General features: G+C 33.7%; 17 protein-coding genes and 1 other RNA gene. 1 reads left to right on the top strand and 17 read right to left on the bottom strand.

Annotation, left to right across the window (positions count from 1 at the left end):
- Positions 1 to 77: 77 nt before the first annotated feature.
- The 17 genes from QTL86_RS10625 to thrC form a co-directional block, all read right to left on the bottom strand.
- Entirely contained in the window at positions 78 to 2,498 is a 2,421-nt protein-coding gene (locus tag QTL86_RS10625) for a SpoIID/LytB domain-containing protein (protein ID WP_410497164.1), read from the bottom strand.
- Between the two features lie 92 nt (positions 2,499 to 2,590).
- Positions 2,591 to 3,013 (bottom strand): Fur family transcriptional regulator, encoded by a 423-nt coding sequence (locus tag QTL86_RS10630; protein WP_013656394.1) that lies wholly within the window; start codon positions 3,011 to 3,013, stop codon positions 2,591 to 2,593.
- 25 nt (positions 3,014 to 3,038) lie between these two features.
- Positions 3,039 to 3,908, bottom strand: a complete 870-nt coding sequence (locus QTL86_RS10635; protein WP_410497165.1) for a putative manganese transporter — start codon at positions 3,906 to 3,908, stop codon at positions 3,039 to 3,041.
- A gap of 82 nt (positions 3,909 to 3,990) precedes the next feature.
- Positions 3,991 to 4,479, bottom strand: a complete 489-nt coding sequence (locus QTL86_RS10640) for an HD domain-containing protein (RefSeq protein ID WP_127066070.1) — start codon at positions 4,477 to 4,479, stop codon at positions 3,991 to 3,993.
- A gap of 105 nt (positions 4,480 to 4,584) precedes the next feature.
- A non-coding RNA gene (gene ssrS / locus QTL86_RS10645) (6S RNA) lies at positions 4,585 to 4,776 on the bottom strand.
- A 150-nt stretch (positions 4,777 to 4,926) separates the two neighbouring features.
- On the bottom strand, positions 4,927 to 5,544 hold the full coding sequence (locus QTL86_RS10650; protein WP_410497166.1) for a V-type ATP synthase subunit D: 618 nt from the start codon (positions 5,542 to 5,544) through the stop codon (positions 4,927 to 4,929).
- Positions 5,545 to 5,547: 3 nt separating this feature from the next.
- A complete protein-coding gene (locus tag QTL86_RS10655; protein ID WP_410497167.1) occupies positions 5,548 to 6,933 on the bottom strand; it encodes a V-type ATP synthase subunit B in 1,386 nt (461 codons plus the stop codon).
- A 16-nt stretch (positions 6,934 to 6,949) separates the two neighbouring features.
- The gene (locus QTL86_RS10660) at positions 6,950 to 8,719 is read right to left on the bottom strand and encodes a V-type ATP synthase subunit A (protein WP_013656389.1); all 1,770 of its coding nucleotides are present in this window, start codon (positions 8,717 to 8,719) and stop codon (positions 6,950 to 6,952) included.
- Positions 8,712 to 9,353: a V-type ATP synthase subunit E gene (locus QTL86_RS10665; RefSeq protein ID WP_013656388.1), complete on the bottom strand. Its 642-nt coding sequence runs from the start codon at positions 9,351 to 9,353 to the stop codon at positions 8,712 to 8,714. The genes QTL86_RS10660 and QTL86_RS10665 overlap by 8 nt, the downstream gene beginning before the upstream one ends.
- An 11-nt stretch (positions 9,354 to 9,364) precedes the next feature.
- Positions 9,365 to 9,673, bottom strand: coding sequence for a V-type ATP synthase subunit F (locus QTL86_RS10670; protein WP_013656387.1), 309 nt, complete (start codon positions 9,671 to 9,673; stop codon positions 9,365 to 9,367).
- An 84-nt stretch (positions 9,674 to 9,757) separates the two neighbouring features.
- The gene (locus tag QTL86_RS10675; RefSeq protein WP_013656386.1) at positions 9,758 to 10,198 is read right to left on the bottom strand and encodes an ATP synthase subunit C; all 441 of its coding nucleotides are present in this window, start codon (positions 10,196 to 10,198) and stop codon (positions 9,758 to 9,760) included.
- A 28-nt stretch (positions 10,199 to 10,226) separates the two neighbouring features.
- Complete coding sequence (locus QTL86_RS10680; protein WP_410497168.1) at positions 10,227 to 12,200, bottom strand: V-type ATP synthase subunit I; 1,974 nt, start codon at positions 12,198 to 12,200, stop codon at positions 10,227 to 10,229.
- Positions 12,201 to 12,219: 19 nt separating this feature from the next.
- Positions 12,220 to 13,257 (bottom strand): V-type ATPase subunit, encoded by a 1,038-nt coding sequence (locus tag QTL86_RS10685; RefSeq protein ID WP_410497169.1) that lies wholly within the window; start codon positions 13,255 to 13,257, stop codon positions 12,220 to 12,222.
- Positions 13,258 to 13,259: 2 nt separating this feature from the next.
- On the bottom strand, positions 13,260 to 13,577 hold the full coding sequence (locus QTL86_RS10690) for a hypothetical protein (RefSeq protein WP_013656383.1): 318 nt from the start codon (positions 13,575 to 13,577) through the stop codon (positions 13,260 to 13,262).
- Between the two features lie 423 nt (positions 13,578 to 14,000).
- Complete coding sequence (locus tag QTL86_RS10695; RefSeq protein ID WP_013656382.1) at positions 14,001 to 14,519, bottom strand: hypothetical protein; 519 nt, start codon at positions 14,517 to 14,519, stop codon at positions 14,001 to 14,003.
- 71 nt (positions 14,520 to 14,590) lie between these two features.
- Positions 14,591 to 15,097: an SEC-C metal-binding domain-containing protein gene (locus tag QTL86_RS10700; protein ID WP_013656381.1), complete on the bottom strand. Its 507-nt coding sequence runs from the start codon at positions 15,095 to 15,097 to the stop codon at positions 14,591 to 14,593.
- A gap of 286 nt (positions 15,098 to 15,383) precedes the next feature.
- Complete coding sequence (gene thrC, locus QTL86_RS10705) at positions 15,384 to 16,862, bottom strand: threonine synthase (protein WP_127066067.1); 1,479 nt, start codon at positions 16,860 to 16,862, stop codon at positions 15,384 to 15,386.
- Positions 16,863 to 17,123: 261 nt separating this feature from the next.
- On the opposite strand from thrC, the gene QTL86_RS10710 reads away from it, so the two are divergent.
- A complete protein-coding gene (locus tag QTL86_RS10710) occupies positions 17,124 to 17,318 on the top strand; it encodes a hypothetical protein (protein WP_013656379.1) in 195 nt (64 codons plus the stop codon).
- Positions 17,319 to 17,325 lie beyond the last annotated feature (7 nt).

Here is a 17,325-nt window from a genome sequence, read left to right on the forward strand (position 1 = left end):
AAACTATACATTTTCACGCCCATAACTTATTTCCAATTGTGTTCATTCCCACAACTTATATCCAGTCCACAATCCACCTATTGATAAGTTACTATTTCTACATTCTTATAAAAATGTTTTAATATCACATCATAAGTATACCCCATTTCAGCCATTCCTCTTACACCATCTTGGCTCATACCTACGCCATGACCAAAACCACCACCATACAAAACAATCTGTTTTAATTGCTCTTGATTATTATAGGTAATATCAGGTACAAAAAAAGCACTTGGTAAAAGTGACATAGGATTCGTGATACTACCATCACTTCTCGTTACTACAACTCCTGGATTACCTGCACCACCAAGTAATCGCCTAATCACATACTCTGTTGATACTTTAATAGTTGCTTTAGACCCTTTTAAAATAAGAGTCATTACATTACCACCTTCTCCTCTTTCTGCGACTTGCAGATTTTGGATTTTCCCAATACCTTCTACCCCTTGACTCTTCCACTCATTACCTACTTTCACTTTGATTAATGCTGGATAATCATTAGCAAGCTTACTTATGGCATTATTAACTAAAGTACTCACTTCCTCCTGTGATAACTGTACCTGCCATCTAAACCAAGGTGAATTTTCATCAAAAGCATCTATATCCGCTGCTGTTAGCTTAAAAAACTGATCAGCCATCTTTTCCTCTTTCATATTCTCTACCATCTTGTCACCTGTATACTGCTTTTCAGCCATCATATAGGGTGGTGTATCACTAGGAAAGGTTTCTCCTGTTGCCCATACCTCTCCATAATTAGCCGTGTAACCACAAGAAGTAGCAAAGAACTTACTACTTAATAGTTTTCCCTTGTAAGTTAATACTTTTCCTTCAGTAGCGGCTGTTGCTTCATAAGCTAATGGATTAGGTGCTAAGTTGTTATAAACTTGAGAAGCTGTTGTATCATCGATCTGTGCACCGTACTGAACAAACTTACTGCTTTCCTTACTAGCTACCCCATAGGTTCTAGCTGCAATGGCTTGCACTTTTAATGCTTCAATCCCATAACTTGTTGGCATTTCACTAGGAATAACACCCGCCACATAGTTTTCCATATCCACTTCATTTACAATATGATAGCCATCTTGTACTTTTGTTATTTCCATACATCCTTTATATTTAGGAAAACCTTGACTTTTATTTACAGTCAAAAGCTTCATAGCAGTGTCTCCTTTTGGCACCAAACGTACCACTGCAGCCTCCTTATTCCAATTAAATGTCTGGCTATCCCATACTTCTTCTGGTGCTAGTTTAGATGTTTCTCCATTATATATAAGATCATATTCTGCTGTACTTACTAATTTTACTTGTTTATGAACATAGCTTCCTTCTTTATTAGCAAGTACCACTCTCAAGCCTTCTCTATTACTTCTACCTATTACCTGAAGTGCAACAAGCTCATCACCTTCTTTTCGATAAGCAATTTGTACGCCATAGGGTAACTGGTTAATAGACGTATAATTTCCTAAATCCGTTTTGTCAGAAATTGTTACGTCTTTATAATTTAATACGCCTGCTTTTTCTAAAGTTATAGTATTGCTAGTTACTTTTGTTACGATATCTTTTTCTCCATATATTTCTGGTTCATATGCAATTGCTCCTTCGCTACTTATAGTGAGCTTGCCAATACTCCCCTCTTGCTGGAGATCTACTCCTTTATTTTGAAAGCTTATACTCTTCCCTTTGACTACTGCTGTAACTATCTGGTCAGTTACTAATTTAATTTCGCAATTCTCTATAGTACTTTCTTTGCTTATCACTTTCATGACGCCTAATATTTCTTGCCCCTTTACTGCTACCTGTATCGTCTGATTTTTAAGTGGCTCTAAAATCAATCCTTTAAATCCGTAGGTACCTTGGTCAGTAACGACTTGCCATGCTCCCAGCTGTTCATCTGAAGGCGTTGCTAAGATGACTAAGGTTATGTACTTCATATGAGAATCCTTCTTTACTTGATTCATTGCTGAATAATAGGTATTAATGACCTCATGGATACTTAAATGTTTATCTTTATTAGCTTCACTCTTAGTTGCCGTAACCTCATAGCCTTCTCCAACTACTTCTGATAAAACTTTACTTAGAGTTTGTTCATCCATTAATTGGAGAGCCTCCTTCTCATTTAACGCCTTAAAACCTTGTTGCTGCAAACTTGCATAATATGAACTATACCAAGTCGTCTCAGATTTGTCTTCCTGCTTACCTGTTGTTTCTTTCTCATCTAATGTACATGCCAAAAGTTTTGCTATATTAGCTTGTGTACAAGGTACTTCATACAAACTGCTTTCTTCACTTACAGCTACTGCTTCCCTCCCTAAAAAAAATCCTGGTAAAAGCTCTCGTCCTATCAAACAGTACCATAGCGCGACTATAAAGAGAACCGCCCATAAGGTTGCATCATTTCTTTTCCCTCTTCGTTTTACTCGCCTCTTATAGCGCTTAACCCGATGCATATTTCTGCTCATTTGTTTGCCTCCTTAGTAACTCCTTATACTACAGTCTATGCTAGCTTGTCTTATGTAAGAACAAAATAATAAAAGTGCCTAAGCTTATAAGCTTAGACACTTTTATCGGAATGGCTTGCACACTCAGCACACAAACCTTTTAATTGTAAATGATGTTCTGTTACGACAAAACCCGTTTCCTTATTTAAAGTCCGGCTGAAACTTTCCACTGGACACTCATCTATCATGATATGCTTATGACAAGCTAAACATTCTAACTCATGTGCATGATGATGCTCTTTGAGCTGAAAATAAATTTTTCCTCCTGGTTCACCTGTCTTAGTAACCGCACCTTTTTCAGCCAAGGTATTGAGGGTCCTATATACAGTCGAAAAATTAATGCCTTCTTGTACATCAATACAGCTATAAATTTCTTCTGCTGTAATAGGCTCTTTACTTTTTTCAAGAATAGCTACTATCACTTTTCTTTGCTTAGTTACTTTTATTCCTAAACTTGCTAATAGCTCTTGCTTCATATTTATCCCTCACTTGCAAAGTACTTTATGAAATCATTTGTAGTAGCATACCAAATATAACACCCGTCACATATAGTATTCCTAAAATTTTTATATTCTCTATAAAAGACTTATTGGCCTTAAAAAGAATAACGAGCCCCATACCTGCACCTGGTATTAATCCTGCAATAAGCGAGCCTAAACTTAATGTACCTGCAATATACATCTCTGTTAAAACGATAGAAGCTGCACAATTAGGAATAAGCCCTACTAATGCTGCAAGCACTGGTTGCCACATACTATTGGATAGTAAGATTTGACTTAATGAATCTTCACCAATCCCTTCAATTATAGCATTAAGTATAAGATTTATCACTAAAATATACATAAATACTTTTACAGTATGTAAAAGTGCACTTCTCCAAATCCCATCATTATGGCTATGACATCCGTCTTGACATTTACATCCACCTTGTACTTCCATGTTTTCAGATACCATTTGTTTGGGTGTTAAAGTAGGCCTTCCTAGCATTCTCATTATGGCTTCAATCACTAACCCCATAAAGATTGCAATAATAAATTTTAAACCAAGTACAATTCCCACGCTTTTAAGCATGCCAGGATGAGCAAATAAAATGGGAATGGCTTCATCTGAAGTAGAAATAAAAATAGCTAATAGGGTACCTATGCTAATCATACCTCTACTATATAAATTAGCTCCTACCACAGAAAATCCACATTGTGGTAAGCATCCTAACGTACTTCCGATAATAGGGCCTAACCATTTAGCTCCTACTAACCTCCTATATAAACGATTATCTGTACTGCTATCTAAATAACCTATAAGTAAATAAACTAAAAATAAAAACGGTAATAGCTTTATACTATCTAATAAAGCATCTATTATTAATTCCATAAGACCTCCTATATGCAAATAACTTGCATTTACATTTTCATTATAGCTTTGTTGCGAATCATTTGCAATAGTTTCACAAGAATTAACTTAAATCATCACATTCTTTTAAAGCTTTAAGTAATGAATTAGATGTCTCTTTAGCGCTATGATGATCTTTAATTGCTTCTAAGAACAAAAGATTATAGTCACCTGCTTCACTTAAAAGATTATAACTTATATTCCCATGATAATAATAACATTTCACCATTTTCAAATGGCTCATTTTTTGTATTTTTCCCTTTGTTAAGTGATCTAATACGACTATGATACTTTTCTCTATGGGATTGAGTGGATATTCACTTTTCCCAATATCATGTAGTAGTCCTAAACGTATATATTCTACTTCTTGGTCTTTTCCTGCTCTTTTTTTTAACGCATTGGCGACACGTAAACTATGTTTTTGTTCATAAACCCTAAGCTTGTAAAAGAGTTCTTTTTCTTTCTCAGATAAGTAATGATTTACAAATTCTTTTTCCTCTATACTCATCTTAGCCACCATAGCCCAAACAAACTGCTTAATCCGATAAACCATATCTTGCTCCTTTCTTTCAGTGTATTATGTTTTTCTTATTTTTATGTACTCAGTCATTATTTTTATTAGCAAAAAAGCATCAACCTCTTATAGGTTGATGCTCATACAATGCCCAAAATGCCGGTCCTGCGATTTTGACGCCCTAGACTACTCTAGGTGGGTACCTTTCTTACTTATTCTGCCTTCCACTGCCCAAAGGGAATTATCTTGTGGCCTGACATAGCTAGTAAGTAAATCAAGTTCCCGTGCATAATTTGTAGGTTCAAAATAACAGGTTGTCGTACACCCCAGGTAATTTGTCTTTTGTTACCTTCATTATATCATTTTCTACCTTTTTTGCAAGTTTATTTTTCTCCTAATAGATTCCAATAACTTCCTTACCTTATTCAATTAAAATGGCAATCAAAAAAGACATAAAAACCAAATTAGATTTTTATGTCTTCTTATTTATTGTGCTGAACGTTTCTTTACGCGTTTAAGTCTAAAGAAATCTTCTCTTTCTTTTTCTTCTAGTGCTTCTTGTATATATTTTACTTGTTCTTTATAACGTGGAATTTGAATATGCTGCAGTGCATTGGTTCTTTTTTGAGTCTTTTGTATCTCTTTAGCTAACTTAAAAACTGAGTTATCAATTTCTGCTAATTCATACATCATATAACGTACAGTTCTAAAACGTTCTGCTGCTGCATCTAGTGCTGGATTCGTGTTATGAAAACCATAACTAGGTTTTACAGGCACCTTTGAATACTTAATAGTCGGAATATCGACACCCATAACACTCTTTAAAAGGATATCAAATTCTTCATCCTTAGGAATACTACGCGTAATATTTTCTACATTCTTAATACCTGTTGTAATATTGACATTTTGAAGTTGATCATAGGCTTCTTGCAAGGTAACATAAATATTTCCTTGAATAGCTTTTGCCCGATCTACTAGGCTCATCATTTCTTTGATTAAGACATTTCTCTTTTTATCTAATAACTCAAAGCCTTTATTAGATAAATCAAGTGCCGCTTTAGCTTTAATAAGGTTGGATTTAGTAGGTGCAACGAGAACAGCCATAGCTTACCTCTCCTTTTCACCTTTATAGTACTTCTCTAAAAGTTCTGGTTCAATACGGTCAAGCTCGGATTTTGGTAATATAGATAAAATCTCCCAACCTAAATCTAAAGTTTCCATAATCGTACGATTTTCATGAGCACCTTGGGCAACAAATTTTTCTTCAAAAACTCTACCAAATGTAAGATAAAGCTTATCTATATCACCCAGATCATCTTCTCCTATAATTTGTGCTAAAGAACGTACATCTTGCACTTTGGAATAAGATGAGAAAATTTGGTTAGATAAAGCAGCATGATCTTCTCTTGTATAATCTTCTCCGATACCATCCTTCATTAAACGAGAAAGTGATGGTAAAATATCAATCGGTGGATAAATCCCTTTTTGATTAAGTACACGGTTTAATACAATTTGACCTTCAGTAATAAAGCCTGTTAAGTCCGGAATAGGATGAGTAATATCATCATTTGGCATTGTTAAAATAGGAATCAGTGTAATAGACCCTTTTTTTCCTTCTAGCATTCCTGCTCTTTCATAGATCGTAGATAAGTCACTATAAAGATAACCTGGGTAACCTTTACGAGATGGTACCTCACCACGAGTTGAAGACATTTCACGAAGTGCTTCACTATAGCTAGTCATATCTGTTAATACGACTAATACATGCATGTCTTGTTCAAATGCAAGGTATTCTGCTGCAGTTAATGCGCAACGTGGTGTAGAAATTCTTTCTGTAATAGGATCATCTGCAAGATTAAGATACATAACAACGTGATCAAGTACCCCAGCTGCTTCAAAACTACGTGTAAAATAAGATGCATCATCATGACGTACACCCATTGCACCAAAGACAACAGCAAAGTTATCTGCATTAGCTCCTTCAATCTTAGCTTGCTGAACAATTTGAACAGCTAATTCATTATGAGCAATACCATTACCAGAGAAAATAGGTAACTTTTGACCACGAATAAGTGTCATTAATGCATCAATAGCAGAAACACCTGTTTGAATAAAGTTTCTTGGATAACGACGTGCTACTGGATTAATAGGACGTCCGTTAACATTATATTTGTCCTTAGAGATAATTTGATAAGCACCATCTATAGGCTCACCTATCCCATTAAAAGAACGTCCTAATATTTCTTTTGATAAAGGAAGCTTTAAAGGCTCTCCTGTAAACTTAACAGAAGCATTACCTGTAGAAATACCTGCTGTACCCTCAAAAACTTGAACAACAACGGTTTTACCTTCTACTTTAATAACTTTACCTTTTCTCATTTCCCCATTGTCTAATTTAATATGAACCATTTCATCATAAGCAACATCGTCTATATTGGAAAGGACAATGAGGGGCCCTTCTACTTTGTTTAATTTTAAGTATTCTTTTCTCATATTTTTCCCCTTTCCTTTATTGGTACTTCTTCATTAATGCATCATAGTCACTAACAATACGGCCTCGAAGTTCATCTAATAACTCAATATGATCATTTGGAATATCATATTTCATCTTAACAACATCTTCAAAAACTTGTTCCTTACGTATAGTAGATAAAGGAATACCCATTTTAACGCATTTAAGCGCATTCTCATATAAGTCATCGATAACATGTAGCATCTTATACTGTTTTTCTAAACTTACGTAAGTATCATCCTTATGTAGGGCATTTTGCTGTAAGAAGCCTTTCTTAATCGTTCTTGCAATTTCAAGTACAAGACATTGATCATTAGGAAGTACGTCTTCACCCACTAATTGTACAATTTCATTCAATTTTTCTTCTTCTTGTAATAAACGTACCATTTTAGCACGCAAGCTCAGCATATCTGGTGCTACATTTTCACTATACCAATTCTCTAATATAGAAACATAACTACTATAACTTGTTAAATAGTTAATAGAAGGATAGTGTCTTGCATAAGCTAATTTTTTATCTAGTGCAAGAAAGGCACTTACGAAACGTTTTGTATTTTCTGTTACCGGTTCTGAGAAATCTCCACCCGCTGGTGAAACAGCACCGATAATAGTAACTGAAGCTTCATCTCCACCTAAAGTCTCTACACAACCTGCTCTTTCATAGAACTGAGCAAGTCTTGAAGGAAGATAAGCAGGATAACCTTCTTCTGCTGGCATTTCTTCCAAACGCCCTGATATTTCACGAAGCGCTTCTGCCCATCTAGAAGTAGAGTCGGCCATAATCGCTACATCATATCCCATATCTCTAAAATATTCTGCCATGGTAATTCCTGTATAAATACTTGCTTCACGTGCAGCAACTGGCATGTTAGAAGTATTAGCAATTAATATGGTTCTTTCCATTAAGGGACGATTAGTACGTGGGTCAATAAGAGCTGGGAATTCTTCTAGAACGTTAGTCATCTCATTACCACGTTCTCCACAACCAATATAAACGATAATATCTGCATCGCTCCATTTTGCTAATTGATGCTGCGTTACAGTTTTTCCTGTACCAAATCCACCAGGAAGACCTACAGTTCCACCTTTAGCAATAGGAAAAAAGGTGTCAATAACACGCTGCCCTGTTACTAGTGGTTTATAAATAGGTACTCTCTTACTAATCGGCCTTGGTCTTCTTACTGGCCACTTTTGTACTAATGTTAAGTTCATTGTTTCACCATTAGCTAGTTCTAAAACGATAATAGTATCATTTAGCTTATATTCACCACTAGGATTAACGGTTACAACAGTTCCCTTTATAGAAGGTGGCACCATAATTTTGTGTAATATACTCTCAGTCTCTTGTACAGTTGCATAGACCATACCAGCACTTAAAGTCATACCTACTTCTGCTGTTACTTTAACTTCCCAAAGTTTTTCTTCATCTAAAGAAAGTAAACCAATACCTTCTGGTATAAAGTCAGCAGAAATTTCTTGTATTTTTTTTAATGGTCTTTGTATACCATCAAACATATTACTAAGCATCCCAGGTCCTAAGCTTAATGAAAGTGGTGCCCCTGTAGAGGTAATATGCTCCCCTGCACTAAGTCCTTCTGTTTCTTCATAAACTTGAACAGTTGCAATATCTTCTTGTAATGAAACAACTTCACCTATGAGTTGTCTTTCACCTACTGTTACCATTTCATTGACTTTAAAGTCAGCCATGCCTGTACCTTTAACAACTGGGCCGTTAATGAGTTCTACAATACCAAAACCACTACTCATCTTTGCCACCTACCTCTCCAATTGCTAATGTAATCTTCTCTACAATGCTATCTTTATTCTCTTCAAGCATGGCAAGTATACTTTCATCGATACGCATATTAAGTGCTGGGTCTTCGATAATAAGTCCTCCTAATATTTCTTCTCCCACTTGTTTAAAAGATAGCTTGTTAGAAGAAATACCAATTTTCATTAAAGCTTCTTTAATAAATTCTTGATTTGTTTCAAGGTCATGTTCTGTTACATAAATAACCAATGGATTAGCATAACCTTTTAAAGAACCTAATCCTGAAATAACTTTGGTTAAATAAGATTTATAGTCAGGTGTTAAAATGAATGTTTTAATTCGCTCTTCTAAAGCTGCTATAAAACGTTCTACAACCTTTTCTTTCGTTAACATCGTTTCTTTTTTACTACATAATTTACCTTTACTAATCAGCTCGATTTTCTTGCTCTCAGCTTTTCTCTTAGCTTGTTCTATAAGTTCGTTAGCTTCCTTATCTGTACACAGTCTGCTTTCCGCACTAATCTTCTCATATTCTTTTTCTAATTCATAAAATTTTCTATCAGTTTCTTCTTTGATGTCTTGATGTAACAACTTTGAAAACAGTGTTAGTTTTTGTTCAATCGTAACCATTCTTCTCACCTCTATATGCGAATGCCTACAGACTCTCTTACGTAATTTGTTATAACGTCAGAGCCTCTAGTCGTTCCATGTCTATCTGGAATTTCTATAATTAATGGTTTTTTATACTTAATTTTATAAGTCATAATTTCATCATGGGCTAAATCAACTATTTTTTCTGTAAGAATAATGATACCTATGTCAGGATTACTCATTGCTGCTTTTAAGCTTTCTAGCACTTCTTCTCTTTGATGAAGCACGATGCCGTCAATACCAGCGAGTCTCATTCCAACTAAGGTATCATGATTATCACTAATTAAAAAGGATTTCATTTACTTCCGCCTCCTTATTTGATATCGCCAGTTGGCGGAGTGGCTAGCTATAAAGCTAGTCACTTACACTCAAATTGGTATCTCTTAGATAAATAAGATTAAGATAGAAATAATCATACCGTAGATAGCAATACCTTCTGCCATACCTACGAAGATTAAAGTTTTACCTAAAATAGTAGGATCTTCTGATACCGCACCAATTGCTGATGAACCAACTGAACCAACGGCAACACCTGTACCAATAGTTGCAAGACCTGTACTAAGAGCAGCTGCTAAATATTTAAAACCATCACCTAAACTAAGTCCAGTAGCTGCAGCAGTATTAGCTGTTTCTGCTGTAGCTGCTAATACAACTTGATCAGCACCTACTACTACAAAAGCTACTACCATAGCTGAAAATAAACCTATAGATGTTAGTAATTGTGTTCTTAAATTTCCTGTTTTATTACTCTTCATTGCCTTTACGCCATAAAGAATTGTTCCTACTGCTATCATTGTCCCTAAAACGATTACTAATTGCATCATTATTATTCATCCTTTCATATAAAAACATTTATTTTTCTAATTGAATTGGTTCATAGGCTATACCATCGCCACCAAAGTACTTACTAAACATTTCATAATATTGAAGTCTTAATCCTTGAATAAATACGACTAATCCCTCTAATGTTAAAATGAGTACATTACCAAGTACTAAAATAATAATCTTAAGTGGAATTCCTGGTACCATTTCTGCCATAACAGAAAAAGCCATAAATAAACCCGCATGGTTAAGTGCAAAAGCACCCACACGAATAAAGGAAATGGCATTACTTAAAGTTGAAAGTATGGTTTCTATACCTTCAAACCCACTTTCAATAAAGTAAGACCCCTTATCACCATGTATGAGAGGACGTTTGCCCTCCATTAAATGTGCAAGTGGTTCTTTGAAAACCATAACCACTAACATGAGCAGCATTACTAATACAGGTACATATACTGGGACTGGAATTACTTTTACTAAGCATAACGCCACTGAAATCAGTCCTATAAAGAATATATATCCTGCAATACCATTTTTTCCAAAAAATGCTTGTTCTAAATCTTTCCTTTTTAAAGCATTAATAATACCCATCAAGAAAGATATAGTAAGCACTGCCACACCAAAAGCTACACCTACAATTAAAATCGGCATAATATTAGCTTTATTCAAAGGGCCTCCTTGGACAAGGGCAATATCAGAAATAACTGGCAAATGTTCTAAACCAAAAACGCTACCATAAACAAATCCAAAAATCATTGAAGTTGCACCTAAGCGCTTTAATATACCCCCTGCTGTTTCCATCTTCTTGCTAATCAAAAAGCCAGCCAGAAAGTAAATAAAACCTTGGCCAATATCACCAAACATAATACCAAACATCAGGCAAAAGGTAATAGCTAGGAATGGTGTTGGATCTATTTCATGATATGTTGGTAAACCATATAGCTGCACAATAAGTTCAAACGGTCTAAAGAACCAATTATTCTTAAGCTTGGTTGGTGGTGTTACACCTTGAGCTAACTCACTTGGTTTTTTAGCCATCATGACATATTTATCAGTGACATCACCGATGCGCTCGTCCAGTCTGCGATAATCTTTGGATCTAATCCAAGCAGAAAGTACAAATACATTATTTCCCCTAAAGACTTGTTTCTTTAGTTCAATAATTTTAAGCTCTAGCTTTATTCTGGTATAAATTTTATTTAAAAGGAGAATAAGTTCCCCTCTATTTTCAAAAATATTTTTTTCTAGTCTTTCAATTTGCTTTTTCAGAATTTCTATCTTGCTTTCATTTTCTTTTCTACAAGCAACTACTTCTCCCTCTGCACCAGGGCGAAGTTCTAACTTATTCCAGTTTAAAGATTTTAGTAGTTTTTCTGTTTCCTCTTCCAATTCCCTTAAATAAAAAATAATATAAATGTCTTCTCTAGATGCCTCAATTTCTCCAATTTCAAAAATAAGTGCACTAATGTTCTCTTGATTTTTCTTAATATGTAATCTGTTATCTCTAGAAAGCATCCCCACTTGATATTTAAAGTAATTCAAATGATTGAGCTCTGCAAAATCAATGTCTCTGTTAATACAACTTAAATTCTGATTAAGTGTTTCCAGTGTTTTCATTTGTTCTCTTTTTTCACTAATTGCCTCGATATTGGGTCCAATACTTTGTTGTACTTTTTCATAATCTTCAAGTGCTTGTTGCCTAGTATATGCCTTTATATCTTCTTTAATAAAATGCATTGGTAATTCTAAATCTATAGCCATAGTTTCTAAATTAGATAAAATGTTATAATAACTACTCTCAAGTTCTGCATAATTTTCTTCTTTTACGCTACTGCTAGCTGGTAGCATAGCCTCATATTCATGCATTAAATAATTATTATCGTAAGCTTCGCTATGACTTAAATTCAAATGTACCTTTTCACAAAGTACTAACTCCTGAAGTATTGCATATTCTTCATCTAGGGCGCCTACTAGACTTAAGAGTTTCATTTTCTCAATAGCCATGTGCAACTTCCTCCACTCATTATATTGTATGAACTAAATACTTCCTTAGCTCATTTTCTAACAAAGCATATCTCACACCTTCTGTTAGTGCAACTAAATCATTTACTTCTATTTGTAAAGTATAAATATGGGCAATAGGTGCTTGAATACTCTCCCCTTCTCTTCCTACTTGGCTTACATATTTTAATAGATAACGATCAGCCATACAATGAAGAAAAGCATCCTCATTTTTTTCAAATAAAGGATAATCCAGGTATTCTTGTATCATTTTCTTTAACTCATCTACACTTTTTGCATAACTTAATTGTTTTAGCTTTTTATAAGTTAACTTGTTTCCACAAGGTAAACTGTAAATAAGGATTTCTTCTGATGAAATATCATAATATTTGACAGCCCTATAAATCCATTGTGCATTAATAAAATCAGCTTTTGTACCTATCATTTTTTTAGCTAATGCTTCATCAGCTTTACTTAACTTACTGGCTCTTTCCATTAATGTTTTATAAAACAGAATATAAAGTTGCATTTCCATATGAAATTCTCTTTTGTCCATGTCATCTTGAGTAATATTTTTAACAGCTTGATAATAGATTGTTCCCTTTAGAGCCTCAACAAATTGAGATACTGTTTTACAAGCTAGTAATTTATTATACTGAGATATTCCCCATCTTTCAGAGTGAACAAATAAATGGCGAACTTCTTCTAAATCTTCATTTCTTGAAATAATTCTAAGAAGTAACTGTAGGTCACTAATTTCATATTCCATTAGAAAAGTTTTAAAAAATTCCTTATAGCTACCTGAAAAATAGTGAAGCATCTCTTCTATTTGGCTTACAACATAACCGTCTAATAACATCTCTAAATCAGCACGATGGAGTTCTTCACCCTTATGGGCTTCTATTAACTCTTTATAACCATCTCTTTTCTTTAGGAAGTCAATCATTTGAGTTATACTCTTGTACTCAACAGCCTTTGACCATTCACTTTGGTTAAGAAGTACTCTTCTTTTCCCGTGAATCTTAGTATTAATTGCTCTATATGCTGCAAAAGGATTCATTATTATCCCTCCACTCCGAGAAGTTCTTCAAAGACTTCTTGTAATAATTGTTCCTCTATTTGTAAATAACGATTTTCTACAGCAAGAGCAGTTTTCTTACACTTTTCTTCTTCGAGATTGTGCCTACTTACGCCAGTTGCTACAATTTGCTCATAGATTTCATTTGCTCTTTCTTGAGCTCTCTGTAACGTATCTTGTCTATAACTTGCGATTTCTTTTTCATATTGTTCTTTTTTTAACCTTAAGGCTTCTTCATTTCCTTTTTTGGTATTCAGAGCTACAGAGTCAATTTGAACAATTTGTTTAATGATATCTTCCATAACAATCCCTCACTTAAAATAGCATTATATTCTGTTCTTACTAGTGTTGTTTGTTTTATTAATTTTATTACTTTTATTATTCTATCACTTTATTTTAAAAAAGGAAGATTATTTTTCAATTATATACATTTCATTAACATGCTCATAATTTTATATTCATCTTGTTATGTTTAATTCGACTAATTTTAGCACTTTTATTTATGCATTTTTATTTTTTTTGTTGTATTTTGCCTAATTTCTACTTTTACATCTGTATATTTTTCCTAATACCATTTGAGTTTTAGTTCGTTTTTCATTAATCTTGTAATACCTTTTTAGAAATCATTATTTACCTATTTAATAGCCATTATCATTTTCTTTATTCTTTCTTAACATCAAAAAAAGCCCTTATTCCACAATACTATTTGTAGAATAAGCGCTTTCTTACTCAGTTACTTTTTTTACTTTCAAATCCTCTAAAACTGTTTCTAATGCCTTTTTATTTTTTCCAAACACAACTAGCTTAGCATAATTATAACTATCTATTTCTCTGGTTAATGTCATATTAACTGTTGTTTTTAAATGTCCTTCTTTGATTTTTACGTCTTCAAGATCTCCTTGTTTTAGCTCATACCCTAACCAGCACACACTTGTTGTTGCTTCTGTGAAAATAATAGTATAACAACTATTAATAATAGTAAAGCCTATTACAAGTAATGTAATGATAATGCTATCCTTATTGATGGGTCTTCCTCCTATGAGCGCCGCTACATTAATAGCTATTGTTGTCACTATACATGCGGTACTTACAGTTGTAAAGAAATCCTTTTTTATAGAAAATACTGTTTTATATTCTTTATATTGATTCTTAAATCTTCTTGTACTCATCATATTAGTCAGACGAAGGCCAAGTACTAATACATAAATGATAACAACTAAATAATAGGACCACTTTATATCCATTTTGAGGCTCCCTTCCACTTTAAATGCTACTTGCTTTGCAGAATTCTAAAAATAACTGCTCATATGAGCAGTTATTTTCCACAGCATTGTTTATATTTTTTACCGCTTCCACATGGACATGGTTCGTTACGTCCTACTTTTTTACCTCTAACAACTGTTTTTGTTTTATTGTATTCTCTTTTAATTTCTTCTCTTTCTTCTGCTGTTAAAAGTGTGTTCCATTGTGGTAAACCATAAAGCCATTCAGCTTTAGCGTCTAACATATTCCAGTATAATTTTTTAAGGTCAAATTCTAATCTTACTGCTGATTCTCCTGTAAAGTCTGTTAAATCATATTCACCATTTTTTAAGCTTGTATTAATACCATCAACAAAACCTAAAAATTCTACTTCGTTCATATTAAAACGTTTACCAAGTTCTGCAATAGTTCCTTCTACAACTTCTTCAACATTAGAAAGAAGATGGCTATAAACGTCTCTTTCTCTACCTAAGTAGTTTTCTACAACTTTTTTGTATTCTTCTACAGATCTTTCCTTTGCATCTTCACCGTAATTATTCCATAATTCAAATAATGTCATTAGTATTCTCCTTTTCTTACTTTAAATATGTGCCTAGGATTTCACCATTACTAAAACTACTGGCTTTACTACGTACTCTCTTTATTCCCCTAGCAATCGTCATGGTATGCTTCACCCTTGGCCGGTCACATTTAAAAAGCGCCTTTAGCTCATGCTGTTATTACTTCTTTAGCATATCTATTATACATTATTTCTCTCCTATTTACCACTCCTTATTTTTAGATGCACCCTATAAAAATATTTCCTTTTAATAGGGGTATCTATAAAATATGGCATAGGCCCTATACTATACTAAAAAATCACTAACAACTTGCTTCATACCTTGTACTTCACATACTTTTTTATGCTTAATAGGTCTTGTCGCTATTTGGTCCATAGCTTTTGGCATAGCTCCTTGAATAAGGTGATGCATTTCTTCTAATAAAGTAAAGTCATTAACCCCCTCATACTTCTCATCAATTGCACTCATTACACTTCCTGTAAATTTATAGGGGCTTGCTGTTGATATAATCACTGTTGGTGTATGATCTTTTGTATCTTTTACATAAGTGTCATATACAGCATAAGCTACAGCTGTGTGCGTGTCCATAAGGTAATTTTCTTCATTATATACTTTCTTAATATAATCTTTTGTCATTTGGTCATCTGCATAACCACCATAAAAATCTTTTAAATTAGCTTTCATTTCATCTGATATAGTATACTGCCCTTTTGTTTTTAAAGCATTCATCAAACTGCAGACTTCTTCTGTAGACTCTCCACTAATATGATAAAGGAGTCTCTCTAAATTACTAGAAATTAAAATATCCATAGAAGGTGAAGTTGTTAAATGGAATTCTCTATTTCTATCGTAAGTACCTGTTTGTAAGAAATCAAAAAGTACTTTATTCGTATTAGATGCACAGATAAGTTTTTGAATTGGAAGTCCCATTTGTTTTGCATAATAAGCTGCAAGAATGTTACCAAAGTTGCCTGTTGGTACAACTACATTCATAGCTTCACCGGCTTTAAGCTTTCCATCCTTCATCATTTTTCCATAAGCTGCAAAATAATAGGCTACTTGTGGTACAAGTCTACCGATATTAATAGAGTTAGCAGAAGAAAATTTATAATTCTTATCCGCTATTTCCTTAGCAAACTCCTTATCTGCAAAAATCTCTTTAACTGTTGTTTGACAATCATCAAAGTTTCCTTCTACACCTACTACTAAAGTATTATCCCCCTCTGTAGTAAGCATTTGGCGTTTTTGTACCTCACTTACACCATCTTGTGGAAAAAATACAATAATTTTAGTGCCCTCTACATTAGCAAATCCTTCTAAAGCAGCTTTACCTGTATCTCCAGAAGTGGCTGTTAAAATGACAATATCTTTTTCTTCTTTATTATACTTTTTACTTACAAGCATAAAATAAGGTAGAATTGATAATGCCATGTCCTTAAATGCAATAGTAGGACCGTGAAAAAGCTCTAAAAAGTTTGCTGTTTTTGTATGTACAAGTGGTGTAATTTCTTTTGTATCAAATTTTTCATCATATGCATGAGTAATGCAATGTTTAAGATCTTCTTCTTTTATATCTTCAAAGAAAAGCTTAATCACACGATAAGCTAATTCTTGATATCCCCATTTTGATAGCTCGTCTAAAGTAAAGTCCATTTTAGGTAGTTCTGTAGGAATAAACAAACCACCTTCTTCAGAAATACCTTGTAAAATGGCCTTTGTTGATGTAATATTTTCTAATTTCTTTCGTGTACTTGTATATAGCATATGTTTAATCTCCCTTTCTCCATTTATTCACTGTGAGCTTATATCACTTTATTATAACATTTTATATAGTAATTGCAAAATATTATTAATACTTGTTCATATTTTTAAATTTTCTAACTATAGGGGATATGTATTATTTTCGACTTTTTTGTAACATTAATTCCAAAAGTTTCATACCTTATATTAGAGAAATGTAACGCAGGTTTACCCCCTGCTTCTCTATAAAATAGTTGTACTATTAATGTCTTAGGAGGTATTTATATGGGATTTCAACATGACTTAGCTTGTCTTGTAAACCAAAAAGTTATTATTCACTCCAATCGTTGTAGCTTCTGTGTCATTATTTCTCAAGTTTGCCCTTGCTATATTCGTGCATTAGAACTTGGTTGCGGTAACATCAGATACTTCAACTTTGACCGCATTGATTATATAGAGGAATGTTTACCTCAGTGCTAATTCGGTC

It is taken from the genome of Cellulosilyticum sp. ST5 (assembly GCF_046529625.1).
In the GTDB taxonomy this organism is placed as follows: Bacteria; Bacillota; Clostridia; order Lachnospirales; family Cellulosilyticaceae; genus Cellulosilyticum; species Cellulosilyticum lentocellum.

Bases quoted from the DNA above. Each gene is read 5' to 3' on its own strand.
- QTL86_RS10690 (WP_013656383.1), bottom strand. From the start codon at position 13,577: ATGGAAGATATCATTAAACAAATTGTTCAAATTGACTCTGTAGCTCTG.
- QTL86_RS10680 (WP_410497168.1), bottom strand. From the start codon at position 12,200: ATGGCTATTGAGAAAATGAAACTCTTAAGTCTAGTAGGCGCCCTAGAT.
- QTL86_RS10675 (WP_013656386.1), bottom strand. From the start codon at position 10,198: ATGATGCAATTAGTAATCGTTTTAGGGACAATGATAGCAGTAGGAACA.
- QTL86_RS10635 (WP_410497165.1), bottom strand. From the start codon at position 3,908: ATGGAATTAATAATAGATGCTTTATTAGATAGTATAAAGCTATTACCG.
- QTL86_RS10625 (WP_410497164.1), bottom strand. From the start codon at position 2,498: ATGAGCAGAAATATGCATCGGGTTAAGCGCTATAAGAGGCGAGTAAAA.
- QTL86_RS10640 (WP_127066070.1), bottom strand. From the start codon at position 4,479: ATGGTTTATCGGATTAAGCAGTTTGTTTGGGCTATGGTGGCTAAGATG.
- QTL86_RS10700 (WP_013656381.1), bottom strand. From the start codon at position 15,097: ATGACATTATTTGAATTATGGAATAATTACGGTGAAGATGCAAAGGAA.
- thrC (WP_127066067.1), bottom strand. From the start codon at position 16,862: ATGCTATATACAAGTACACGAAAGAAATTAGAAAATATTACATCAACA.
- QTL86_RS10710 (WP_013656379.1), top strand. From the start codon at position 17,124: ATGGGATTTCAACATGACTTAGCTTGTCTTGTAAACCAAAAAGTTATT.
- QTL86_RS10660 (WP_013656389.1), bottom strand. From the start codon at position 8,719: ATGAGTAGTGGTTTTGGTATTGTAGAACTCATTAACGGCCCAGTTGTT.
- QTL86_RS10695 (WP_013656382.1), bottom strand. From the start codon at position 14,519: ATGGATATAAAGTGGTCCTATTATTTAGTTGTTATCATTTATGTATTA.
- QTL86_RS10655 (WP_410497167.1), bottom strand. From the start codon at position 6,933: ATGAGAAAAGAATACTTAAAATTAAACAAAGTAGAAGGGCCCCTCATT.
- QTL86_RS10685 (WP_410497169.1), bottom strand. From the start codon at position 13,257: ATGAATCCTTTTGCAGCATATAGAGCAATTAATACTAAGATTCACGGG.
- QTL86_RS10670 (WP_013656387.1), bottom strand. From the start codon at position 9,673: ATGAAATCCTTTTTAATTAGTGATAATCATGATACCTTAGTTGGAATG.
- QTL86_RS10630 (WP_013656394.1), bottom strand. From the start codon at position 3,013: ATGAAGCAAGAGCTATTAGCAAGTTTAGGAATAAAAGTAACTAAGCAA.
- QTL86_RS10665 (WP_013656388.1), bottom strand. From the start codon at position 9,353: ATGGTTACGATTGAACAAAAACTAACACTGTTTTCAAAGTTGTTACAT.
- QTL86_RS10650 (WP_410497166.1), bottom strand. From the start codon at position 5,544: ATGGCTGTTCTCGTTGCACCTACTAAATCCAACCTTATTAAAGCTAAA.